Here is a 22,482-nt window from a genome sequence, read left to right as displayed (position 1 = left end):
CCTCATGCCTTCCGGAAAAGCGTGGCGATGCCCATGCCGCCGCCGATGCCCATCATCGCCAAACCCGCGGTGTCCTCGGCGGCATCGCGCATCTGCGCGAAAAGCCGCGTGACGAGGATCGCTCCGGAGGCACCATAGGGATGGCCGAGCGCCAGCGCTCCGCCATCGCGATTGACCGCGGCGGGGTCGACGCCGAGGGAATCCAGGCAGGCCAGCACCTGCGCGGCGAAGGCTTCATTAAACTCAAGAAAGGGTACGCTTACGGCATCGAGGCCGGGATTGCGTGCCGCAAGCTTGTGCACGGCCGGCACGGGACCAAGCCCCAGCAGGTTCGGATCGACGCCGACGGTGACGCTGTCCACGATCTCCATGAGAACGGTCAGGCCGAGCGCTCGCGCACCCGCCAGCGACGTGACGAGCACGACCGATGCCCCGTCATTGACCGGGCAGGCATTGCCCGCGGTCACGGTGCCATCCGGCCGGAAGGCGGGTTTCAGGCCGGCAAGTTTCTCAAGCGAGGTGTTTTCGCGCGGGCATTCGTCCCGCGTGACGAGGCCGGTTGGGGTCTCGATCGGCACGATCTCGCTATCGAACCGCCCGGCCTTCCGCGCCGCCACCGCGCGGCGGTGGCTTTCGAGCGCGAAGGCGTCCTGCCGGGCGCGGCTGATGCCAGCATGGGCGGCGACGTTTTCGGCGGCGATCCCCATGTCGGGGTCGCCAATGGAATCCGGCGCCATACGGGCGCGCGGCACGGGTTCAGGCGCCCCGCCGGGCACCATCGGCGGGCGCAGCCGCAGATGCGCGCGGCTGGTGCTTTCCGTGCCGCCGGCCAGGTAGAAGCGCCCGGCGCCTGCCTGGACGAGCCGTGCAGCCAGCGCGATCGCCTCCAGCCCCGAGCCGCACTGGCGGTCCACCGTCAGGCCGGGCACGGCGACCGGCAGCCCGGCCTCCAGCCCGGCGAGGCGCGCGAGGTTACCGGCACTATTGGCGGCATTGCCGAGGATCACGTCATCCACCGCATCGGGTGCAAGGCCCGTTTCGGTCAGGATCCGGCGGATGAGCGGTGCGGCCAGGCTTGCCGGCTCGATGGCGGCCAGCGTGCCGTTGATGCGGCCGATCGGTGTGCGCAACGCCGCTGCGACGACGGGGATGCGGTCGGGATCAGAAGAGGCGTTCGAGCGCATCGTTGTCCTCCGCAACCCACTGCCGCACAGTCTTGGCCGCCACCTTGCCGGAGGGCGTGACCGGCATCGTCTGGCACTGCCAGATCCGGCGCGGCTGCTTGTAGCGCGGCAGCAACGCGGCCATCGCGGCCTGCAGGTCTTCTGCCGCAAGACCGGCTTCCGATGGTTCTATCACGGCAACGAGTTCGCTGCCGAGATCGGCGTGGTCGCAGCCGAAGACATGGGCAGCGCGCACGCAGGCAAGGCCAAGCAGGGCCGCTTCCACCTCGGACGGGTAGATGTTGTTGCCGCCTGAAAGCACCATGCCGCCGGACCGGCCGAGCAGGTGCAGCGTGCCATCAGCGTCGAGAAAGCCGAGGTCGCCGACGGTCGCGAGCGCACCGAAACGCTTAAGCCCCGCGCCATCGCCCGCACCGAGATAACCCGTGGCAACCAGCGGGCTTTGCACGAAGATCGTGCCCGTTTCGCCTGCCGTCACGGGAGCGCCGGCCTCATCGAGAACCGAGACCATGACACCTGGAAAGGCATGGCCGACGGCGGTCGATGATGCCGCGGCATCCGGTTGCGTGACGGTAATGAAGCCCAATTCGGAAGCCCCGTAATATTCGCGCAGGTCTGCCTTCGGGAAGTGTTTTCGGCTGAGCGCATGGTCGCCCGCGGTCAGCTTGGCGCCCGCCACGGTGATGGCCTCGACGCTCGCAACCGGCGGCCCCTCGCAGAGCCGGCGCAGCATGGTCGGTACCAGAACGAGGCGGCGAATGGTCGCCGTGCGCATCGTCTCGCGGGCGCTGACCGCATCGAAATGCGTGGCCGAATGGAAGGTCGCGCCGCCAAGCAGCGTTTCGGTCATCGCATAGAGCGCAAGCCCATGGGCGAGGGGGCCGGGGGCATAACTGTGGGTTTCGATATCGATGCCGAAGAACGGTGCGCCTGCCGAAAGGCTGATGCGCCATGAGCGGCGGTCGCGGATGATCGGTTTCGGATCGGCCGTGGTGCCGGACGTGAAGACGATGAGGAATGGATCGTCGTCGTGGCCCTCGGGCAGCGGCGGCGCGTCGGTGGTCGCGCATTCGGCGAGGCGCTGTGACCCGCCCGTGCGGGAAGCACTGGCGAGAAGTCCGTCGCCCTGCGCCGTCACCACGATATCGGGCGCGAGCTTCTCCAGCATCCGGCCGCGCATCGCGTCCGGCAGATGTGGATCGATCAGCGCCACGCAATTGTTGCCGGCCGTTGCGGCAATGAAGGCGGCTGGGAAGAGCAGGTGGTTGCCGCAAACGAGCGCGATCAGGCGTGTCTTGCGGCCGATGACACTCCGGCCTTCCGGGGCAAGCGTCGTGAAGGCGCTGTGGCACGTCCGCGCGGTGACGGCCAGCCCCCCATAGGAAAGAACCCGGTCCTCCAGATGGAAAGCCGGGTTCTGCGGAATGCGTGCGGCGTGCCGTTCGATGGCGCCGGAAAGCGGCATCGGCTCAGGCGCGCTGCGGCAGGAGCGGATAGCCGGCAAGCACCGCGCGTGCAGCGAGCATGGCGACGAACGCCTTGATCAGGTCGCCCGGCAGGAAAACCAGCGATGCGGCAGCCGTTTCGAAAAAGGCCTTGCCGCTCATATAGGCGAGCCAGGGCATGCCGAAGAGATAGACGATGCCGATGCCGCCGATCACCGATGCCACTAGGAAGGAAATGAACTGCGAGAGTTCCGACTGGTCTTCCCTCACGAGGCGTTCGGCGATCAGGCCGCAGACAAACGCACCGACCACCCAGCCGATGATATAGCCGGCGGTCGGTCCGGCAAAGATCGCCAGCCCACCGCGACCGCCGGAAAGGACCGGAAGACCTATCGCGACGAGCAGGAGCACGAGCAACATGGCGGCGGAACCGCGTCGTGCGCCGAGAATGCAGCCGGCGAGCATCGGGCCGAGCGATTGCGCCGTGATCGGCACGGGAATGAAGCCGAGCGTGATCGGCGGCAACAGGCCCAGAACCACCATGATGGCGGCGAAGAGGGCAACAAGCACGATGTCTCTTGTGGTCACGTCTGAATCCCCAAAAACAGTAAAGAGAGGGTTTAGTGCCGCCGAAAACCGCGGGCGTCAATCGCCATGGCGATCGTGTCGGCATCCTTCAATGTCAGGATGATAAGCGGAACGAGCATCGTGAGTGGCCGCACACGCAGGCCGCGCGCCCTGTGCGCGTCGGCAATCTCGCCGTAACGCGCAAAGATCTCGGGTACGAAGCGAATGACGAGACCGACCGCCAGGCTGACATCCGCCGCCCGCACGAAGCCGAACCGTTCGAGCGGGGTGATCAGCCGCGTAATCTCGTCCATGAAGGCGGAAATGCCCGTCGTCGCGGTCACGGCAGCGGCCAGCAGCACCAGTGCCGACAGCCGGCAAAATACGACGAGCGCCTCGTGTACCGAATGGAACAGGTAGTTCGCGAGTGCGACAAGCAGCACCGTGAACAGCACGAAACGCGTGCGGCGGAAGGCTTCTTTAAGCCCGATGCCGGTGGAGAGGTAAAGGAGTGCGGTAAGCGCGAGCGCAGGCACGAGAATGCGCAGGTCCGAGATCAGCAGGAGCAGGATCGCGGCTGTGAACAGCAGGATAAGCTTCCCGCGCACCGGCATGCGGTGAAGCGGCGAATTACCCTCGATGTCGAGCCCGTTCAGCATGCAGCCAGTTTCCGGTAAGCGGCAATGGCGTTCGAAGGCGTGTCATCGGCGGCAAGCCGGCCCTCGTGGAACACCAGCACGCGGTCGAATCCTTCGATGAGTGCGAGGTCGTGGCTGATGACGAGCACCTGCTCGGGCAGGGCGGCGATGGTGCGCTCGATCAGCGCGCGGTTCTTCAGGTCGAGCTGGTTGGTCGGCTCATCGAGGATCAACAGTTCCGGACCGGTCACGAGCACGCTGGCGATAGCGCCAAGCTGCGTCTCGCCGCCGGAAAGCTCATGCACACGCCGGCGGGCGAGATGCGAAATGCCGAAGCGGGCGAGGATGGCGTCGGTCTTCTCGGCGATGTCCGCCTTGGTGAGTTTACGGTTCTTCAGCCCGAAGGCGATATCCTCGGCCAGGATCGGCAGGATCATCTGGTGCTGCGGGTTCTGGAAGATGAAGCCGGTCTTTCCGCGCGCCGCCGCTTCGTCCGCGACGGTATCGAGCCCGTCCACCGTCACTGTGCCGGCGGTCGGCTTGACGAGGCCGTTGATCAGCCGCGCCATGGTGGTCTTGCCCGATCCATTGAGGCCGACGACGCCGATGCGTCGCTCAGCCAGCGTGAGCGTCAGCGGCTGGAGCGCGGTGCGCGCACCATAGGCCACCGTGGCGGCGGAAAAGACGATGTCCAAGAGCAGGTTTCCGGTTCGCGAAAGTCGGAGTGACCTATAACATGGCGGGGCGCAAAGAAAACCGGGTGGAACAAACAGGGAATGTATGTCTATCATCGCGCATGACGATTCTGCTTTCCAATGCCGAAGCCCGGCACATCTTCCTTTCGCGGCAGGGGCTGAGCAGCCCGCCCGGCCGTGCCCTTGGCAAGGCTGGGCTGCTGCAGCTCATCCACGATATCGGTTTCGTGCAGGTGGATAGCATCGCGACCGTCGAGCGGGCGCATCACCAGATCCTCTTCTCGCGCAACCAGACGTACCGGCGCGAGCATCTCGCCGAACTCCTGGAGAAGGACGGCGAGCTTTTCGAGCACTGGACGCATGACGCCTCCATCATCCCCAGCGCCTTCTTCCGCTACTGGAAGCATCGTTTCCGCCGCAAGGAAGCGTCCATCCTGGCAAACTGGCGCAAATGGCAGGGGGAGGGTTTCGACGCGACCTTCGAGGAAACCTACCAGCGCATCGCCGAAGGCGGGGCGGTAATGTCGCGTGATCTCAAGGTGGACGATCACAAATCCGGCGGCTGGTGGAACTGGCATCCGAACAAGACGGCGCTCGAATATCTCTGGCACACCGGCAAGCTGGCCATCGCGCGTCGGGAGAATTTCCAGAAGGTCTATGATCTTGCCGAGCGTGTCCTGCCGCAGCATCACCACGAACCCGCCGTAAAGCATGACGTTTTCGTCGACTGGGCCTGCCGCAGCGCGCTGGAACGGCTGGGCTTTGCCACCCACGGCGAAATCGCCGCCTTCTGGGCGCTGGTCACGCCGGAGGAGGCGAAGGCCTGGGTCGATGCCAACAGGGCGGAGCTGCGTCAGGTCTCCATCGAGACCGCCGATGGCGGCAAGCCCCGCGCCGCCTTTGCCTTCGCACATTCGGCCGACAACCTGCGCGATGTGCCCGAGCCGCCTGCGCGCCTGCGCGTGCTCTCGCCCTTTGATCCGCTGATCCGGGACCGCAATCGCACGGAGCGTCTTTTCGGCTATTTCTACCGCATCGAAATCTTCGTGCCGGAGCCGAAGCGGCAATATGGCTACTATGTCTTCCCGCTGCTCGAGGGCGACCGCCTCGTCGGCCGCATCGACATGAAGGCCGACCGCAAGGCGGGCGTGCTCTCCGTCCGGCGCATTTGGTGGGAGCCGAAGGTCCGTGGCTCCGCCGGGCGGCTGGAGCGTCTGGAAGCCGAACTGGCACGCGTGGCCCGGTTCGCGGGCGTTGAGAACGTGCGCTATCTGGATGGCTGGCAGGGCGAGGAGACGTAGCACCGCCCGCCGCCGCTCTCTTCTCCGCACTTACGGGGAAAAGGTGCCGGCAGGCGGATGAGGGGGCCTGCGGCGCTTACGTTGCCGAGCCGCCCTGTGACGTCAGACGTCCGGTCTGGCCGCGGTCGCGCAGGTAGTGATCGGCGATGGCGCAGGCGACCATGGCTTCACCGATCGGCACGGCGCGGATGCCCACGCAGGGATCGTGCCGGCCCTTGGTGCGCACGTCGACATTGTTGCCGTCGGCATCTATGGAGCGGCGCTCGGTGAGGATGGATGAGGTCGGCTTGATCGCGAAGCGCGCCACCACCGGCTGGCCCGTCGAGATGCCGCCGAGGATGCCGCCGGCATGGTTCGAGAGGAAGATCGGGTTGCCGTCATTGCCCATGCGCATCTCGTCGGCATTTTCCTCGCCTGTCAGTTCGGCAGAGGCGAAGCCTTCGCCGATCTCCACGCCCTTCACGGCGTTGATCGACATGAGGAGCGAGGCGATGTCCTGGTCGAGCTTGCCGTAGATCGGTGCGCCGATGCCGGCGGGCACGCCCTCGGCCACGACCTCCACGACGGCGCCGACGGAGGAGCCGGCCTTGCGGATGCCGTCCAGATACTCTTCCCAGACGGGAACGATGGCCGGATCGGGCGCGAAGAACGGGTTGTTGTTCACCTCGTTCCAGTCCCAGTTGTTGCGGTCGATCTTGTGCTTGCCGATCTGCACCAGCGCGGCGCGCACGACGAGGCCGGGCACGACCTTGCGGGCAAGCCCGCCGGCTGCAACGCGCGCGGCGGTCTCGCGGGCGGAGGAGCGTCCGCCGCCGCGATAGTCGCGGATGCCGTACTTGATGTCATAGGTGTAGTCGGCATGACCGGGGCGGTAGCGATGGGCGATCTCGCCGTAATCCTTGGAGCGCTGGTCGGTGTTCTCGATCAGCATGGAAACGGGCGTGCCGGTCGTGATCATCGTCTCGCCGTCATCGTCCAGCATCACGCCGGAGAGAACCTTGACGAGGTCGTCTTCGCGGCGCTGCGTCACGAAACGCGACTGGCCGGGTTTGCGCTTGTCGAGCCAGGCCTGGAGTTCCGCAAGCGTGAAGCGGATGCCGGGAGGGCAGCCGTCCACCACGCAGCCGAGTGCTGCCCCATGGCTTTCGCCCCATGTGGTGACGCGGAAGAGATGACCGAAAGTGTTGTGCGACATGAGCGGAACCGGACCGATAGGAAAGTGTGCCTTCTCTTAGTGGAAAAGGCACGCCCGGGACAAGGGTTTCACGTCCTCACGATGCCATCTTCCAGCGCATCTCGGTGCCGAAGGCGAGAAACGCGTCGCGCGACAGCGGCTTTGCAAAGGCGTAGCCTTGCAGAAGGTCACAGCCGAGCATGCTGAGCATCTCGGCATGCTGCATCGTTTCCACGCCTTCCGCGACGATCTCGATGCCGAGCGAGCGGCCGATCTCGATGATCGATCGCACCAGCGCCTGCTCGTTTCGCGACTTGAGGATGGGAGACACGAGCTGCCGGTCGATCTTCAGCCGGTTGGGTTTCAGCTTGAGCAGGCTCACGATGGAGGTGTGCCCGGTGCCGAAGTCGTCGATCTCGATATCGATGCCGAGTGCCTTGATGCGCGCCAGGTTGGAGAGAACCACATCGTCGCTCTCGTCGAGGAAAATGGATTCCACCAGTTCGAAGGACAGCTGGCCGGGTTGGATCGACAGACCGGTGAGGCTTTCGATCAGGCTCTCGTCGCGCAGGCGCCGGGCTGAAACATTGACCGATATCTTCGGCATGACCAGACCCTTGGCCGCCCAGCGTGCGCAATCCAGCAGCGCCTTTTCCAGCACGATCCGGTCGAGCGTCGCCATCACGTTGAGGTCTTCGGCGATCTTGAGAAAACGGTCGGGCGTCAGCAGGCCATCGCGCGGATGGTTCCAGCGGATCAGCGCCTCCGCGCCGGCAAGCTTCAGCGTGCCGGCGTCGATCTGCGGCTGGTAATAGGGCACGAACTCGTTGTTCTCGATGCCGGCGAGAATGTCGTCGGCGGTGCGCTTTGTCGAGATGATCTCGGCCTGCAGCGTCTCGGTGAAGAATTCGTGGCGGTTGCGGCCGAGCGCCTTGGCCCGGTAGAGCGCGATATCGGCGTTGACCAGCAGCTTCGCCGTGTCGATGGAATGCCCGGAGGCAAAGGCGATGCCGATGCTGACGCCGAAGCGGCAGAGATGGCCTTCGTAATCGACGGGCTGCTGCATCAGGGCGATGATGCGGCGCGCAAGGCCGCTCAGATAGTTCTCGTCGGTAGTGTCGGAGACCACCACCACGAATTCGTCGCCGCCGATGCGCGCGACGAGGTCGCTCTCGCGCGTGGATATGGTCAGCACCTGCGAGGCATGTACGAGCAGCGCGTCGCCGGCGGCATGGCCGAGCGTGTCGTTGATCTGCTTGAAGCGGTCGAGATCGATATGCAGGATGGCGATCTGCGCTCCGTCCGCCGCGCTGTCTCTGGAGATCGCGGTCAGCACGTCATCGAGCTTGCGGCGGTTGCCAAGCCCGGTCAGGGGATCGTGCAGCGCATTGTGCTCGATACGCACCCGCGCCTGTTCGAGCTCGATGTTCTTGGCGTCCGCCTGGGCCTTGGCGGCCTTGAGGTGATCGCGCAACACCACGTCCTCGGTCACATCGAAGGCGAGGCCGATCAGCTTGCGGCTGCCGCCATGCCCATGGTGAACCTTGCCGACCGAGCGGATATGGCGGATTTCGCCGCTGGACAAGACCACGCGTGCCTCGTGCACATAGGGCTGTTCCAGAGCCGTGCACCGGTCGACGTTTTCCACGATCGCATCGCGGTCATCCTGGTGGATCGTGGCGAGCCATGCCTCGCGCGTGACGATGCCGTCGGTAAAGGTGAGGCCGTAGAGTTGGTGCATGCGCACGTCCCAGAAGGTACGTCCGCCGTCCAGATCGGCCTCCCACATGCCGCACTGATAGGAATCGAGCGCCAGGTCTAGACGCCGCGTCGTCTGCTCCAGCTCGGCATTCTGCCGCTCGGAGCGCTCTTTTGCTTCCTTCAGGCTTTCGGTCATGTACACGTCTTCGGTCACGTCGAAGGCAAGGCCGACCAGTTTGCGCCGGCCGTCCTCGACATGCAGCTTGCCGACAGACTGGACGTAGCGGATGTTTCCGTCGGGCAGCAGGATACGGGCGGTGCGCATGTAGGGCAGATTTCTTTGCGTGCTGTCTGCCACCTTGCGCAGAGCCTCTGCCCGATCGTCCGGGTGAAGCGCTGCCAGCCAGACCGCGTGCGGGATGCGCTCTCCGGTATTCGGGACGCCGTAGAGCTGATGCATGCGCTCGTCCCAAAGCGTCAGTCCGTCTTGGAGATCGCTTTCCCAAAGGCCGCATTGATAGGCATCGAGCGCAAGGTCGAGGCGTTGCGTGAGCTTGGCCAGCTCGACGTTCTGCACCTCGGTCTGTTCCTTTGCCGTCTTCAGGGCCTCATTCAGCAGGACATCTTCGCTGACGTCCCAGCAGATGCCGGTCAGCGTTTCGCCGCCGTTGGGGCCGGCGAGGCGCGAGCCGACGCTGCGGATGTGCCGCCATGAGCCGTCCTGCATGCGGATGCGGTACTGCGCGCGGAAATCATTCGCGCCTGCCCGGATCAGGTCCATCTGGGCGTTTGCAGGCGCAATATCGTCAGGATGCAACGCGGCGTACCAGAGATCGTCCGTGAGCGCCACGGTCTGGGAGAAGCCATGCAGGCGATGGATCTGGGCGTCCCATTGGCGGACGCCGTTCATGAAGTCGTATTCCCAGATGCCGATCTTGGACGCGTCGAGGGCAATGTCGAGACGCTGGGACAGCGTCTGCACCTGCCGGTCGCGGGCTCTGAGCCGGGCGAGGTTTCGCTGGCGTTCGGAGATGAGGCCGCCGGTCAGGAAGATCGGTACAATGATGACAAGGGCGCTTGCGATAGCGGTGAGGCGGATCTGCGTAAGGTTTTCCGGCGGATGGTGCCAGCCCTGCGTTGGGATCGCTCCCACTTCCCATGTGCCGCCGGGAAAGCTCAGAACCTGCACCACCGGATTGCTCTCGAAAACCTCGGCATTGCCGAAGAACGGATCGTTGATGTTATCAGGCACGCTGATATCGCGGATCGCCAGTTCCATGTCCGTGGCATGCTGTGAGATGCCGTGCCGCACGCGCTGACCTTCGGTGATCAGACCGGCATCGATGAGGAGTTTTCGCTCGTCGATCACGCCGTCGACATAGCCCCACAGGTGCTGCCGCCCGCCAACCTGGGTGAAAACCGGTACGAAGAGGTTGAAGCCCCGGCCACCCTTGGCAAACTCCACGGGGCCGAAGATGCGAGGTTCGCCAAGACCGCGCTCGCTGCGAACCGCATGGCGAAACGAGGGGAAGCGTTTGAAATCGGTGCCGAGATAGCGCTGGTTGCCGCTTGTCGGGAAGGCGTGGCTGACCTTGCCGTCAGGCGCAAGGCCGATGCGGCGGATATGGCCGTTCTGCAGCATTAGCCGGCCGGCCATGGCGTTGAACTGCGCCGCTGCATGGTCGGTCGTGACGGAGATCATGTTCGCGACGCTGCGCAGGGCTGCCGCGTCGCTGTTCATCTCGCTGCGCAGCCGCGCAACCGTCAGCGCCAGATCGCCGGACACCCGCATCTGAAGGTCGTTGCGATAGATCTGCTCGTTCTGTCGTTCATAGAAGACCGTCGCAGCGAGGATGACGCAGCCAGCGATCGCCGCGGGAACGAGCGAAGGGCGCGCCCATTCCGCGATGGATGCGATGCGGTGGCGAATAGAGGCAGTCGATGGCAACGCGCAAGCCCTCGTTTGTCGAGGGAAAATAGGGTGGCTTCCCTTAAGATAGCCTTTATGAGCCGCCGGAAATCCGGGGCTTGCCCGGTCTCGCCAGCACCGGCTGGCTGCGGATGCCTTTAGCACTCAGGATAATAGCGGGGATGACGCTGGCGGGAGCCTTGATTCGCACTCCCTTTCCGGCCATCCATGTCACCCACAGTCAAAAAACGGGCGAATTTCGCCATATTTGGGGAGCATCTGACGTGGCCGGTAAGAAGACTGATTCATTTCCAGGGGTTCGCAGAATGCGTTTGATGATCGCCACGCTCATGGCCATGGCCACCCTCCTTTCGCCACTTGCAGCGTCTGCCGAAAGCGCTGATGTCGAGGCGACAATCACCGGTGTCGACACGAACAGTCTCAGCCTGTCGCTGGATGACGGCAAGAAGTATCAGGCGCCCGAGGAGTTCAATTTCGAGGGCCTGGCGCCGGGCGTGAAGGTCGTGGTGTTCTACACGGAAGTCGACGGCAAGCGCGTCATCAACGACCTCGAGGTCGTTCAGTAAGGCGCGGGCTTACAGCCAGTGCATGCCGGTGGCGTCGATACGCAGGATGCGATCCTGATGGATCGGCGTATTCGCCGCCTCTTCCTCATCCATGCCATTGAGCCGGAAAGCCGCGCGGAAAACGCCGCCATGGCTGACGCAGACCGTGGGCTTCGTCACGTCGGCGAGCCATGAGCCGATGCGCCAGCAGAGAATCTCGTAGCTCTCGGCGGTTTCGCCGGGCGGAATGAAGTTCCACTTTGCACGGGCGCGCTCCTCGACACGCTCCGGCGTGCTTTTCTCAAGTTCGGGAAGCGTGAAGCCTTCCCAGTCGCCGAAGGACACTTCGACGAGGCGCGGGTCGGTGCGATAGGCGAGGGGATCGAGGCCCATGGCGCCGCGCATTATTTCCATCGTTTCGCGCGTGCGCCCGAGCGGGCTTGCGACGAAATCGAAATCCGAGACGGTGTCGCCGAGTAAGCCCTTGAGGGCGAGGCCGTTTCCGGCCGCCTGCTTGCGGCCGGTATCGTTGAGCGGGATGTCCTTCTGGCCTTGCAGCCTGCCCTCTGCGTTCCACGCGGTCTGGCCGTGTCGGATCATGTAAATGAGCAAGCTGAAAACCCTGCGTCAGTCCTTGACGACGGAAATGTCGGGCGCGTCCACGGCCTTCATGCCGATGACATGATAGCCGCTGTCGGCATGATGCGTCTCGCCGGTGACCGAGCGCGACAGGTCCGACAGCAGGTAGAGGCCGACATCGCCTACTTCCTCGATGGTGACGGTACGGCGCAGCGGCGCGTTGTACTCGTTCCACTTCAGAATATAGCGGAAGTCGCCGATGCCCGATGCCGCGAGCGTCTTGATCGGGCCGGCCGAGATGGCGTTGACGCGGATGTTCTGCGGGCCGAGATCGACCGCCAGATACTTCACGCTGGCTTCCAGTGCAGCCTTGGCGACACCCATCACATTGTAGTTCGGCATGACCTTCTCGGCGCCGTAATAGGTCAGCGTCAGCATCGAGCCGCCATCGGTCATCAGCTTTTCCGCACGTCGGGCGACCGAGGTGAAGGAGTAGACCGAGATCTGCATGGTCTTGGCGAAGTTGCCCGGCGTCGTATCGACGTAACGGCCGGTCAGCTCGTCCTTGTCGGAAAAGCCGATGGCGTGCACGAGGAAGTCGATCTTGCCCCACATCTTCTCGACATTGGCGAAGACCGCATCGATGGATGCTTCGTCGGACACGTCGCAGTCACCGGCCAGAACGGCGCCGATTTCGGCGGCCAGCGGTTCGACGCGCTTCTTGAGCGCATCGCCCTGATAGGTGAAGGCGATCTCGCCGCCCTGTGCGTGGATGGCCTTGGCGATGCCCCAGGCGATGGAACGGTTGTTGGCAACGCCCATAATGACGCCGCGCTTGCCCTTCATCAGACCAGATGCCTGAACCATGGAATGCCCCCTGAAACTAAAGTCGAGACTGCCTATGGCATAGGCGGCAATGCGGTTCAAGCGCGCACGGGTTCAGGAACTGTTAGCATTCGTAACAATGGGTGCATGTTTCACCCCGGCGTCACAAACCGTTCTAAAGATAGAGACCTTCGCGCTGAGAGCGCATCAGGTCGACCATCCTCGCATCCGGTTTGTCCCAGAGAAGAAGGCGGATTTCGGCAATGAGATCGCCGCGTTCGCCGTTTTCCATGATCAGGCCTTCGCCGGGAATGCGGATGGCCTGGTCCGAGCCGGACCATTCCGGCACCGTCACGGGAAGGGGGCCAAGCGGTCCCTCGATGGTCGTTTCGCAGCCAAGGACGGCATTCTCGATCGTGATGGGCAGGTCGATCTTAAGGTCGAAGCCGTCGACACGGAAGCGGCCCGGCGTGATGCGAACGGTAGCGACGACATCGCCGCGGCGCAGGCCTTCCATGCGGTAGCCGGCCTCCTTGAGGCGGATCACCTGGCCATCCGTCGTGCCGGCGCCGATGGGGATGCGGATCGTCTGTCCTTCCGGCGTTTCGATGGTAGGGCGCACCTTGTTCAGGATGTCCTCGACGGAGACGCTGACATCCGTGACGAGATCGGGCGCCTTTTCCATCTTGGCGCGGCTGCCGCGGATGCGGCGAAGAATTGCGGAGATGAGGGTCGCACCCGGGGCTGCGACTTGTGTGGCGGCGGCCTCGTCGGTCTCGTCGGCGGCCTTGCGGGCGTCCTGCGCCGGCGCGGCATTCGGCTGGGCCTGCTGCTGTTGAGGTTGCGGACGCGGCTGTGCGCCGGCATCGGCCTGTGCGTTTCGCGAATCGACGCCGAAGATGCGGGCGATCATGTCCTCCGCGTCCTCGTTGCCGGCGCGCGGTGGCTCGCTGCGTGCCTTGCGCTCCGCCTGCTGGCGGCGCATCTGCTCCATGCGGCGCATTTCCGCCTCGCGCTGCTGGCGGTCGTAGCGGCTGCGCTTGTCGGGATCGCGCAACAGGTCATAGGCGCGGCCGGCCTCGGTGAAGCGCACGGTTGCGAGCGGATCGTCGTGATTCTGGTCGGGATGCACGGCTTTCGCCAGCGAACGCCAGGCCGCCTTGATTTCCTCTTGCCCGGCGCTTCGTTTCACGCCGAGGACCGAATAGGGATCACGCATAACTCATACCCGTTTCCGTTGTGGCGGCCATGGTAGCGGCGAACGTCCTAATCGGCTCTTACGGATCAGGGTTTAGAAAGTGTTATCCCTGGCGGTCGAAGGCCAGGAGCATCCATTCGCCGGAATTGCTCATGCAGGTGCGGCCGGAGAAGTTGGCGATGCCCTGGTAGGAATGTTTCGTGGTCACGAAATCCCGGCAGGTGCGGCCGGCCCGGTCCTGATTCTCGGCGATGGAACTGATGACGCCAGCGCTGCCGGAGGCGGAATTGGCCCACGGGATGGCGTTCCCGCCGGTGCGGGCGAGGTCTGCGGAAGACACGGCATTGCGCACGGTGATTTCGTCGGTCAGACGTTCCGTGTTGCCGTTGGATACGGTGCTGGTGCGCAGCGACGTGTCGACCTTGCTGTCGGAAAACAGGTCGAGACCGCTCATGCAGCCGGAAAGGACAGTGCCGGACATCATGACGGCAAGAACCCCAAGGCCACGCACCCAGTATCGCTTTGTGTACGGTCGCGTTTTTGTTATGTCTTTCACTCCAGCCTGCCTCATACAGCTAGATAGATCGGCATTGAGTTAAATATGAGTGACAATGCGTTAACAAGCGGTGACTTCACCGAGGAAAACGAACCCTACATCCTTTTTGGCCATTGGCTGGAGGACGCGGGAAAGACCGAGCCCAACGATCCCAATGCGCTCGCGCTTTCCACCGTCGACGCGACGGGCATGCCGAATGTGCGCATGGTCCTGCTCAAGGGCTTCGACGAGCGCGGCTTTGTGTTCTACACCAATTTCGAGAGCCGGAAGGGCGAGGAGCTTCTCTCTGCCCGCAAGGCCGCCATGTGCTTCCACTGGAAATCGCTACGCCGCCAGATCCGCATTCGCGGCGATATCGAGGTGGTGAGCGATGCGGAGGCCGATGAGTATTACGCCTCGCGTCCGCGCGGCAGCCGTATCGGGGCGTGGGCATCCAAGCAGTCCCGGCCGCTGGAAAGCCGCTTCGCGCTTGAGAAGGCGGTAGCGGAATACACTGCGCGCTACGCGATCGGCGAGATCCCGCGCCCGGCGCACTGGTCCGGCTTCCGCCTGAAACCCGTCTCGATCGAGTTCTGGCACGACCGCCCCTTCCGCCTGCACGACCGGGTGGAGTTCCGCCGCACGGAAGACGGCGCGGGATGGACGAAGGTTCGGATGTATCCCTGACGGTCAGCGCCGTATCAGCCGGAAGGGAATGCCCGAGGCCAGCGCGCCCACATATTTCGGCTTCTGGTAGAGGCCGTTGAGCGAGATGCGCGGCAGCGATGTCGGCGTGTCGAAGGAGCGTGCCGAAAGCGTGCCGGGTTCCGTCGTCACGGCAACGCGGAAGCCAAGTTCCTTGGCCAGCCGGTGCTCGCGCGGCGAGACGGACTGTCTGTCGCCATAGGGATAGGCGAAGGTGTCCGGCCGACGGCCGATAATGGCGGCAATGCGTTCGGCTGAAAGGTCGATCTCCTGTCGCGCCTCGTCGTCGCTCAGGCGGGCCAGCGCGCGGTGGCTGATCGTATGCGCGCCGATGGAGGCCAGCGGGTTGAGCACGAGGCTCTTCAGCTCGGGCTCGCGCATCACGAGCCGCTCGGTGATCATGAGCGGTTCGATGCCGTGCACCTTCGCCATCGCGTCGAGCTGTGCGATCGCCGACGCCTCGTCCGTTGCGGAATGGATGAAGCGCGCGAAGCGGTCGAAGGCGGCTTGTTTCTGGAAGGGCGTTGCGAGCGGCAGGGTAACCGGGCCGGGGCCGAAATCGAATTCGAGATGCGGCACGGCACGCAGAAGTTCGGTCAACGTCTCCCACCAGATGCCGTGCGTCTTGCCCGCAAAGCCCGGGGCGACGAAAACGGTGAACGGCACCCTGTGCTGCGTGAAGACCGGCTGGGCATGCACCGCATTGTTGCGATAGCCGTCGTCGAGCGTGAAGGCGGCGAAACGCTCGCCGGCGCGCGCGATGGCTAGTCGCGCCGGCATGTCTGCAAGCGCCACAAACTGATAGCCTTCCTCCGTCAGATGCCGGATGGCCGTATCGAGGAATTCCGGCGTGATCTCCAGATGCGCATTGGGATCGAAGCTCTGCGGCGTCTTCGGCCGGACATGATGCAGCGTGAAGATCGCCCCCATGCCGCGGGCCGAGGACATCAACCCGACCCGTTCGGCCAGATGCGCGAACTCCAGCCCACCCGTGATGACGGCGCGCTTCAGTTTCTGTCGCATGGCATTTCGGATCGGCATGTCGTTTCGATCTTTCCGCGTTATTTCGAGCGGTCGTTATCGCACCCGGCCGGTATCCGAGTGGTTAACAGGGGCTTTCCTGTCGCGCACCGGCGATGCACGTCCGGGCTGGAAGGTGAGGAGGCGAACCACCTCCATGGCAATGGCGAGGATGTTGTCGAACATGTCTTCATGCTTCATGCGTTGAACCTGCATGGATTGTCCGCCCGCTTGCCTGTCGGGCTCAAACGAGTTTATCGTCGACTTCAAATGACTTGAGGTTATGCAATGAAGCGTGGACGGCTGCCCCTGACGGCATTGCGGAGTTTCGAGGCGGCGGGGCGGCTCGGCAGCTTCACGCTTGCGGCCGATGAGCTTTCCGTGTCGCAGGCCGCCGTGAGCCGGCAGGTCAAGGACCTGGAGGCAGAGCTTGGCAAGCCGCTGTTCGAACGCCGCCATCGCAGCGTGCGGCTGACGGCGGCCGGCCGCAGCCTGCTCGATGTCCTCTCCCGCTCCTTCGATGCCATGGATGCGAGCCTTTCGGAAATCCGCGGCCGACGCGGCGGCGGGCTTCTGGAAATCAGCGCGGAGCCTTCGTTTGCCGCCTGCTGGCTGGTCTCGCATTTGGAGGATTTTCGCGCCGGCCATCCCGAGATCGACGTGGCCGTCGATTCCGACATGCGGCTCATCGAATTCCGCACCCACGAGGCGGAAATCGCCATCCGCCATGGCATGGATGCAAAAGCCTGGCCGCGCACGGAAGTCGATCTTGTCGCCGAGGTCGATCTGGTGCCGGTGATCGCGCCGGCACTCCTGGCTTCCGGCCCGCCATTGAGCGAACCTGCCGATCTTCTCGCGCACACCCTATTGCACGAGGAGAACCGCAGCGTCTGGGAGCGCTGGTTTGCCGCCGCTGGCGTGGAGGGCGTGCCGCTTGGCCGCGCGCAGATATTTGCCGAGGGGAACTTGGTGTTGCAGGCCGTGCTGCGCGGCCACGGCGTCGCGCTGGTCGATCGCTTCCTGGCCGCCGAAGATATCGCCGCCGGCCGGATCGTGCAGCCGTTCGATCTCTCGATCCGCCACGGCGCCTACTGGCTTGTCGCGCGCAGCTTCAAGCGCCTCTCACCGGAAGCCCGCGCCTTCCGGCAGTGGTTGCTCCAGCGGATTGCGGTGCCGGGCGGAATGTGATGAGGGGCGGCTCGAGCAGGTCCTGAAAAATCAGGTCTTCGTCCCGCCCACCGTGATCTGGTCCATCCGAAGATGTGGCTGGCCGACGCCGACCGGCACCCACTGGCCGGCCTTGCCGCAATTGCCGATGCCGGTGTCGAGCTTGGTGTCGTTGCCGATCATCGAGACGCGACGCATGGCGTCCGGTCCGTTGCCGATCAGCATGGCGCCCTTGACCGGTGCCGTCACCTTGCCGTTCTCGATGAGATAGGCCTCGGTGCAGCCGAAGACAAACTTGCCCGATGTGATGTCGACCTGCCCGCCGCCGAAGGAAACGGCGTAGATGCCGTTCTTCACCGAGGCGATGATCTCGTCCGGCGTCTTGTCGCCGGAGAGCATGTAGGTGTTCGTCATGCGCGGCATGGGGCGGTAGGCATAGCCCTGCCGGCGGCCGTTGCCGGTTGCCTTCATGCCCATCAGCCGGGCATTCTGACGGTCCTGCATGTAGCCCACCAGCTTGCCGTCCTCGATCAGCACATTGTAGGCCGAGGGCGTGCCTTCGTCGTCGATGGTGATCGAGCCGCGGCGGTTGTCGATGGTGCCGTCGTCGACGACGGTGACACCCTTGGCTGCGACCTGTTCGCCCATCAGCCCGGCGAAGGCGGAGGTCTTCTTGCGGTTGAAGTCGCCCTCCAGCCCGTGGCCGACGGCTTCATGCAGCATCACGCCGGGCCAGCCGTTGGCAAGTACCACGTCCATGGTGCCGGCCGGGGCTTCGACGGCCTCGAGATTGACGAGCGCCTGGCGCAGCGCCTCGTCGGCGCCGGCATGCCAGCTGTCCTCGGTCAGGAAGGCATCGAAGGTGGTGCGTCCGCCGGTGCCGAAACTGCCGGTCTCCTGGCGGTCGCCGTCACCCACCACGACGGAAATGTTGATGCGCGTCATCGGGCGCACATCGCTGACGCGATGACCGTCCGCGCGCAGGATGTTGACGACCTGCCAGCTTGCCGCAACCGAGGCCGTGACCTGCCGCACCTTCGGGTCCTTGGCCCGCAGATAGGCGTCGATTTCGGTCAGAAGAGCCACCTTCTCCTCGAAGGTCGGCGCGCCGATCGGATTGTCGGGGCTGTAAAGCTGCCGGTTGGTGCCCTGCGGCGCGGCGGCATAGTCACCGGAATAGCCGCGCGTGACGGCGCCGGCGGCATCGGCCGCGCGCTTCAGCGCCGACAGGCTCATCTCGCCGGAATGGGCGTAGCCGACGGCGTCGCCGGCAACGGCGCGCAGCCCGAAACCCTGGTCGGTGTTGAAGCTGCCGCCCTTCAGGCGACCGTTGTCGAAGGACAGTGATTCGGCCTGCGCGTGTTCGATGAAAAGCTCGCCGTCGTCGGCACCCTTCAGCGTTTCCCGGAGCACGGCCTGCACGGTCGCCTCGTCGGCATCGAAGAGGGAGAGAAGGTCGGTGTTCATGGCGGGCTCCGCAAGCAATGGTGGACGGGGCTCATGTAAGTTCCCCGGCGGCGGGCGGCAAGCCCGCCGGCGACAGGCTCACGGCAGCGCGTCGTAGCCTTCGCCAAAGCCCTTGAGATCGACCGGGATGCCGATGCCCTCTTCGGGAGACTGGAAGACGATGAAGGTCGCCGTCGCACCGGAGCGGAATGTCTTCAGCAGTTCATCCTCCAGCACCACTTCGGCATAGCAGCCATCGGCGAAGCAGCGGACGAAATAGGCCCGGCCGATATCCTTGCCGTCGACATTGAGGCCGAGGCCGTTGGGCAGGAGCACGCCGAGCGGGGCGAGAACGCGCAGGATCTTCGCCTTGCGGTCGGCGGTCTTCAGCACGACGACGGAAAGGCCCAGTTCCGGCCGGTCCTCTGCCAAAACATTCTGCATCAGCGCGCACTGCTCGCCCGATGCGCCGGCCGGCTGGTCGCAGACGATGGACCAGGCGCCATGGTTGGATTTCACCGTTCCGGGCTGCTGCGCTGCGGAGAGGGAAGGAAGTGCCGTGGCGCCGAGCGCGAAGACGGCAAGGCCGAACGCCGCCCGTGACAGCCGGGAGAGGGGAGTAAAACCCATGAAAACCTCGGAATCTCGAATCAGTCGGGCTATCTTTGAATAGCCGGCGGCGAAATGAAAAGCCCCGGCCGCTGCTTTCCGATTGATTGAAGGCGGAAATTGGACGCGATCGCGCACTTTCATGCCATCGGCCCGCACTTTATTTAATAGGCAGTGTGCTGTGGCCGCCTTTGCCACGCAATCGGGTAGCCGTTCGAAGCAGGCTCGCCGCTGCCAAACCTTTCATGCTATAGACAAATGTGAAGAAACTGTGGGGAGTGGCCACATCCGTTTGCGTTTGCGCAAAAATGCCGCACGGGGGCATCCCCATGGCGGTTGCGGCGGACATGAAACTATGATTTTAAGCACTCAGTATAGCAGGGATTCTGCGCGTCTGTTTGATCCCGATCAAACGCCTTGGGGAGATACGTTGTGAAAAACAAAGCTTTTGCAGGTCTGGCCGCTCTTGGCTGTCTGCTCTTTGCTTCGACCGCCTTCGCTGATCAGCCGTTCGACTGGCAGAAGGGCCTCCAGCCCGCCGCGACCTCGATCATGGAAGAAATTCGCTGGTTCGAGCAGTACACACTGTGGTTCATCGTTCCGATCACCCTGTTCGTTCTCCTTCTGCTCATCGTCGTCGTCGTCAAGTTCCGCGAAAGCAAGAACCCGGTGCCGTCCAAGACCAGCCACAACACGGCTATCGAGGTCGTCTGGACGCTTGGCCCGGTCGTCATCCTCCTGTTCCTTGCTGTTCCCTCCTTCCAGCTGCTGACCAAGCAGCTCGCTCCCACGGAAGAGCCGGAACTGACCATCAAGGCCACCGGTTTCCAGTGGTACTGGGGTTATGAGTATCAGGTCGGCGACAACCCGCTCTCCTTCGACAGTCTCCTTCTGCATGACAATGACCGCGCCGCCGCCGGCAAGGAAGACAAGTCCGTCTATCCGCGCCTTCTGGCCGTCGACAACGAAGTCGTGGTTCCCGTTGGCAAGCATGTCCGTCTCCTCGTCACTGCCGGTGACGTGATCCACGCTTTCGCCATGCCGTCCTTCGGTGTGAAGATCGATGCCGTGCCGGGCCGCATGAACGAGACCTGGTTCAAGGCCGAGCGCGAAGGCCTGTTCTACGGCCAGTGTTCCGAGCTCTGCGGCAAGGACCATGCGTTCATGCCGATCGCCATCCGCGTCGTTTCGCAGGAAAAGTTCGATACCTGGCTTGCTGCCGCCGCGACGAATGTCGGCGAGGCAAACAAGGCCCTGATGGCGTCTGTCGACGGTGCGGACAAGTCCGTAGACGTCGCCCAGAACGCCGCGCAGTAATACCTAGGGAGTCAGATCCATGGCCGGAACATCCGCTGCCCACGGCGATCATCACGATCACCACGAACACAAGCCGCTTACTTTCTTTCAGCGTTGGTTCCTGTCGACCAACCACAAGGATATCGGCACCCTCTACCTCATCTTCGCGATCTGTGCGGGCATCATCGGCGGCACGCTGTCGATCTTCATGCGCATGGAGCTTCAGGAGCCTGGCATCCAGATCTTCCACGGTCTGGCGCAGATGGTCTACGGCTTCGAGGGCGATGCCGCCATCGACGGCGGCAAGCACATGTTCAACGTCTTCACGACGGCGCACGCGCTCATCATGATCTTCTTCATGGTCATGCCGGCGCTGATCGGCGGCTTCGCCAACTGGATGGTTCCGATCATGATCGGCGCGCCTGACATGGCGTTCCCGCGCATGAACAACATCTCGTTCTGGCTCATCATCCCGGCCTTCCTGCTGGTCTTGCTTTCGATGTTCGTAGAAGGCCCGGCGGGTGCCTATGGCGCGGGGGGCGGCTGGACGATCTATCCGCCATTCTCGACGGCCGGCCAGCCCGGTCCCGCTATGGACCTGGTGATCCTCGGCCTGCACATTGCCGGCGCGTCCTCGATCCTCGGTGCGATCAACTTCATCACCACGATCCTGAATATGCGCGCTCCGGGCATGACGCTGCACAAGATGCCGCTCTTCGCCTGGTCGGTTCTGATCACCGCCTTCCTTCTCCTGCTTTCGCTGCCGGTTCTGGCAGGTGGCATCACCATGCTGCTGACGGACCGCAACTTTGGCACGGCCTTCTTCGCGCCGGAAAACGGCGGTGACCCGATCCTCTTCCAGCACCTGTTCTGGTTCTTCGGTCACCCGGAAGTGTACATCCTGATCCTGCCCGGTTTCGGCATCATCAGTCACATCGTGTCCACCTTCTCGCGCAAGCCGATCTTCGGCTACCTCGGCATGGCCTATGCCATGGTCGCCATCGGCGCCGTCGGCTTCGTCGTGTGGGCCCACCACATGTACACGGTCGGCATGTCGCTCGACACGCAACGCTACTTCGTGTTCGCCACGATGGTCATCGCCATCCCGACGGGCATCAAGATCTTCTCGTGGATCGCGACGATGTGGGGCGGCTCGATCCGCTTCACGACCCCGATGGTCTGGGCGATCGGCTTCATCTTCCTGTTCACCGTCGGCGGCGTCACGGGCGTTCAGCTCGCCAATGCCGGCCTCGACCGTGCCCTGCACGACACCTACTACGTGGTTGCGCACTTCCACTACGTTCTGTCCCTCGGCGCCGTCTTCGCGATCTTCGCAGCCTGGTACTACTGGTTCCCGAAGATGAGCGGCTACATGTACTCCGAGTTCATCGGCAAGCTGCACTTCTGGGTCATGTTCATCGGCGTGAACCTGGTCTTCTTCCCGCAGCACTTCCTCGGCCTCGCCGGCATGCCGCGCCGTTACATCGACTACCCGGATGCCTTTGCGGGCTGGAACGCGGTATCGTCCTACGGTTCGTACATTGCGGGCGTCGGCGTGCTGATCTTCCTCTTCGGTGTCTTCGAAGCCTTCGCAAAGAAGCGCGTCGCCGGCGACAATCCGTGGGGCGAGGGTGCAAACACCCTGGAATGGCAGCTGTCTTCGCCGCCGCCGTTCCACCAGTGGGAACAGCTCCCACGCATCAAGTAAGATCTTGCGATCGGGGCCGCCGGCAACGGCGGCCTCAATACTGGGAAATACCGGCGGAGGCCGGGGCAAGGGCGCTGGCGATGAGCCGCAGCCTGGAACCCAACCTTCGTCATCCTCGGGCTTGGCCGGAGGATCCATCCCGCATCCTCCGGCGTGCCGTGGGTGTGGATCCTCGGGTAAAGTCCGAGGATGACGGTGGAGAGGGGAAGCCATG

21 protein-coding genes are annotated in these 22,482 nt (G+C 63.9%); 6 read left to right on the top strand and 15 right to left on the bottom strand.

From position 1 onward, the window contains the following. Positions 1–2: 2 nt before the first annotated feature. The 5 genes from MNR02_RS12930 to MNR02_RS12910 are packed head-to-tail and all read right to left on the bottom strand — an operon-like array spanning position 3 to position 4,529. A complete protein-coding gene (locus tag MNR02_RS12930; RefSeq protein ID WP_241947071.1) occupies positions 3–1,184 on the bottom strand; it encodes a thiolase family protein in 1,182 nt (393 codons plus the stop codon). Next, positions 1,162–2,649 (bottom strand): class I adenylate-forming enzyme family protein, encoded by a 1,488-nt coding sequence (locus MNR02_RS12925; RefSeq protein ID WP_371746749.1) that lies wholly within the window; start codon positions 2,647–2,649, stop codon positions 1,162–1,164. Before MNR02_RS12925 ends, MNR02_RS12930 begins: the two co-directional genes overlap by 23 nt. 4 nt (positions 2,650–2,653) lie before the next feature. Beyond that, positions 2,654–3,217, bottom strand: a complete 564-nt coding sequence (locus MNR02_RS12920; RefSeq protein WP_241947069.1) for a biotin transporter BioY — start codon at positions 3,215–3,217, stop codon at positions 2,654–2,656. Positions 3,218–3,249: 32 nt separating this feature from the next. Beyond that, positions 3,250–3,855: an energy-coupling factor transporter transmembrane protein EcfT gene (locus tag MNR02_RS12915; RefSeq protein ID WP_241947068.1), complete on the bottom strand. Its 606-nt coding sequence runs from the start codon at positions 3,853–3,855 to the stop codon at positions 3,250–3,252. After that, positions 3,849–4,529 (bottom strand): energy-coupling factor ABC transporter ATP-binding protein, encoded by a 681-nt coding sequence (locus tag MNR02_RS12910; protein ID WP_241947067.1) that lies wholly within the window; start codon positions 4,527–4,529, stop codon positions 3,849–3,851. Before MNR02_RS12910 ends, MNR02_RS12915 begins: the two co-directional genes overlap by 7 nt. A 101-nt stretch (positions 4,530–4,630) precedes the next feature. Between MNR02_RS12910 and MNR02_RS12905 the strand changes: the two genes are divergently transcribed. Further along, complete coding sequence (locus tag MNR02_RS12905; protein WP_241947066.1) at positions 4,631–5,830, top strand: winged helix-turn-helix domain-containing protein; 1,200 nt, start codon at positions 4,631–4,633, stop codon at positions 5,828–5,830. A gap of 76 nt (positions 5,831–5,906) precedes the next feature. Here the strand turns inward: MNR02_RS12905 and aroC are convergent, their stop codons facing one another. Further along, the gene (gene aroC / locus MNR02_RS12900) at positions 5,907–7,025 is read right to left on the bottom strand and encodes a chorismate synthase (RefSeq protein WP_241947065.1); all 1,119 of its coding nucleotides are present in this window, start codon (positions 7,023–7,025) and stop codon (positions 5,907–5,909) included. A gap of 76 nt (positions 7,026–7,101) precedes the next feature. After that, positions 7,102–10,653 (bottom strand): EAL domain-containing protein, encoded by a 3,552-nt coding sequence (locus MNR02_RS12895; RefSeq protein WP_241947064.1) that lies wholly within the window; start codon positions 10,651–10,653, stop codon positions 7,102–7,104. A 287-nt stretch (positions 10,654–10,940) separates the two neighbouring features. On the opposite strand from MNR02_RS12895, the gene MNR02_RS12890 reads away from it, so the two are divergent. Then, on the top strand, positions 10,941–11,201 hold the full coding sequence (locus MNR02_RS12890; protein ID WP_241947063.1) for a DUF1344 domain-containing protein: 261 nt from the start codon (positions 10,941–10,943) through the stop codon (positions 11,199–11,201). Between the two features lie 9 nt (positions 11,202–11,210). On the opposite strand, the gene MNR02_RS12885 is transcribed toward MNR02_RS12890, so the two are convergent. From MNR02_RS12885 to MNR02_RS12870, 4 genes are all read right to left on the bottom strand, one after another. Continuing rightward, on the bottom strand, positions 11,211–11,792 hold the full coding sequence (locus tag MNR02_RS12885; RefSeq protein ID WP_241947062.1) for a histidine phosphatase family protein: 582 nt from the start codon (positions 11,790–11,792) through the stop codon (positions 11,211–11,213). 15 nt (positions 11,793–11,807) lie between these two features. After that, entirely contained in the window at positions 11,808–12,626 is an 819-nt protein-coding gene (gene fabI / locus MNR02_RS12880; protein WP_241604698.1) for an enoyl-ACP reductase FabI, read from the bottom strand. Between the two features lie 133 nt (positions 12,627–12,759). Continuing rightward, positions 12,760–13,803: a DnaJ C-terminal domain-containing protein gene (locus tag MNR02_RS12875; RefSeq protein ID WP_241947061.1), complete on the bottom strand. Its 1,044-nt coding sequence runs from the start codon at positions 13,801–13,803 to the stop codon at positions 12,760–12,762. An 82-nt stretch (positions 13,804–13,885) separates the two neighbouring features. Next, complete coding sequence (locus MNR02_RS12870; RefSeq protein WP_241947060.1) at positions 13,886–14,266, bottom strand: RT0821/Lpp0805 family surface protein; 381 nt, start codon at positions 14,264–14,266, stop codon at positions 13,886–13,888. 117 nt (positions 14,267–14,383) lie between these two features. Here MNR02_RS12870 and pdxH point away from each other — a divergent pair, with 117 nt between their 5' ends. After that, the gene (gene pdxH, locus MNR02_RS12865; protein ID WP_241947059.1) at positions 14,384–15,004 is read left to right on the top strand and encodes a pyridoxamine 5'-phosphate oxidase; all 621 of its coding nucleotides are present in this window, start codon (positions 14,384–14,386) and stop codon (positions 15,002–15,004) included. Between the two features lie 3 nt (positions 15,005–15,007). Here the strand turns inward: pdxH and MNR02_RS12860 are convergent, their stop codons facing one another. Both MNR02_RS12860 and MNR02_RS12855 read right to left on the bottom strand, forming a co-directional pair. Then, a complete protein-coding gene (locus MNR02_RS12860) occupies positions 15,008–16,045 on the bottom strand; it encodes a polysaccharide deacetylase family protein (protein WP_241947058.1) in 1,038 nt (345 codons plus the stop codon). 54 nt (positions 16,046–16,099) lie between these two features. Next, entirely contained in the window at positions 16,100–16,258 is a 159-nt protein-coding gene (locus tag MNR02_RS12855; RefSeq protein ID WP_241947057.1) for a hypothetical protein, read from the bottom strand. A 72-nt stretch (positions 16,259–16,330) separates the two neighbouring features. Here MNR02_RS12855 and MNR02_RS12850 point away from each other — a divergent pair, with 72 nt between their 5' ends. Next, a complete protein-coding gene (locus tag MNR02_RS12850; RefSeq protein WP_241947056.1) occupies positions 16,331–17,230 on the top strand; it encodes a LysR substrate-binding domain-containing protein in 900 nt (299 codons plus the stop codon). Positions 17,231–17,260: 30 nt separating this feature from the next. On the opposite strand, the gene tldD is transcribed toward MNR02_RS12850, so the two are convergent. Together tldD and MNR02_RS12840 are read right to left on the bottom strand one after the other, a co-directional pair. Continuing rightward, positions 17,261–18,676, bottom strand: coding sequence for a metalloprotease TldD (gene tldD / locus MNR02_RS12845; RefSeq protein ID WP_241947055.1), 1,416 nt, complete (start codon positions 18,674–18,676; stop codon positions 17,261–17,263). A 78-nt stretch (positions 18,677–18,754) separates the two neighbouring features. Then, the gene (locus tag MNR02_RS12840; RefSeq protein WP_134648882.1) at positions 18,755–19,285 is read right to left on the bottom strand and encodes an invasion associated locus B family protein; all 531 of its coding nucleotides are present in this window, start codon (positions 19,283–19,285) and stop codon (positions 18,755–18,757) included. A gap of 411 nt (positions 19,286–19,696) precedes the next feature. On the opposite strand from MNR02_RS12840, the gene coxB reads away from it, so the two are divergent. Next, positions 19,697–20,581, top strand: a complete 885-nt coding sequence (gene coxB / locus MNR02_RS12835; protein WP_241604687.1) for a cytochrome c oxidase subunit II — start codon at positions 19,697–19,699, stop codon at positions 20,579–20,581. A 19-nt stretch (positions 20,582–20,600) separates the two neighbouring features. After that, positions 20,601–22,268 (top strand): cytochrome c oxidase subunit I, encoded by a 1,668-nt coding sequence (gene ctaD, locus MNR02_RS12830; RefSeq protein WP_134648880.1) that lies wholly within the window; start codon positions 20,601–20,603, stop codon positions 22,266–22,268. Positions 22,269–22,482 lie beyond the last annotated feature (214 nt).

It is taken from the genome of Shinella sp. H4-D48 (assembly GCF_022637395.1).
Taxonomy (GTDB): Bacteria; Pseudomonadota; Alphaproteobacteria; order Rhizobiales; family Rhizobiaceae; genus Shinella; species Shinella sedimenti.
Note: the sequence above shows the minus strand (reverse complement) of the source record. Positions and strands in the feature narration are given on the sequence as shown.

Bases quoted from the DNA above. Each gene is read 5' to 3' on its own strand.
- MNR02_RS12930 (WP_241947071.1), bottom strand. From the start codon at position 1,184: ATGCGCTCGAACGCCTCTTCTGATCCCGACCGCATCCCCGTCGTCGCA.
- MNR02_RS12925 (WP_371746749.1), bottom strand. From the start codon at position 2,649: ATGCCGCTTTCCGGCGCCATCGAACGGCACGCCGCACGCATTCCGCAG.
- MNR02_RS12915 (WP_241947068.1), bottom strand. From the start codon at position 3,855: ATGCTGAACGGGCTCGACATCGAGGGTAATTCGCCGCTTCACCGCATG.
- MNR02_RS12905 (WP_241947066.1), top strand. From the start codon at position 4,631: ATGACGATTCTGCTTTCCAATGCCGAAGCCCGGCACATCTTCCTTTCG.
- aroC (WP_241947065.1), bottom strand. From the start codon at position 7,025: ATGTCGCACAACACTTTCGGTCATCTCTTCCGCGTCACCACATGGGGC.
- MNR02_RS12890 (WP_241947063.1), top strand. From the start codon at position 10,941: ATGCGTTTGATGATCGCCACGCTCATGGCCATGGCCACCCTCCTTTCG.
- fabI (WP_241604698.1), bottom strand. From the start codon at position 12,626: ATGGTTCAGGCATCTGGTCTGATGAAGGGCAAGCGCGGCGTCATTATG.
- MNR02_RS12875 (WP_241947061.1), bottom strand. From the start codon at position 13,803: ATGCGTGATCCCTATTCGGTCCTCGGCGTGAAACGAAGCGCCGGGCAA.
- MNR02_RS12870 (WP_241947060.1), bottom strand. From the start codon at position 14,266: ATGATGTCCGGCACTGTCCTTTCCGGCTGCATGAGCGGTCTCGACCTG.
- pdxH (WP_241947059.1), top strand. From the start codon at position 14,384: ATGAGTGACAATGCGTTAACAAGCGGTGACTTCACCGAGGAAAACGAA.
- MNR02_RS12860 (WP_241947058.1), bottom strand. From the start codon at position 16,045: ATGCGACAGAAACTGAAGCGCGCCGTCATCACGGGTGGGCTGGAGTTC.
- MNR02_RS12855 (WP_241947057.1), bottom strand. From the start codon at position 16,258: ATGCAGGTTCAACGCATGAAGCATGAAGACATGTTCGACAACATCCTC.
- MNR02_RS12850 (WP_241947056.1), top strand. From the start codon at position 16,331: ATGAAGCGTGGACGGCTGCCCCTGACGGCATTGCGGAGTTTCGAGGCG.
- tldD (WP_241947055.1), bottom strand. From the start codon at position 18,676: ATGAACACCGACCTTCTCTCCCTCTTCGATGCCGACGAGGCGACCGTG.
- MNR02_RS12840 (WP_134648882.1), bottom strand. From the start codon at position 19,285: ATGGGTTTTACTCCCCTCTCCCGGCTGTCACGGGCGGCGTTCGGCCTT.
- ctaD (WP_134648880.1), top strand. From the start codon at position 20,601: ATGGCCGGAACATCCGCTGCCCACGGCGATCATCACGATCACCACGAA.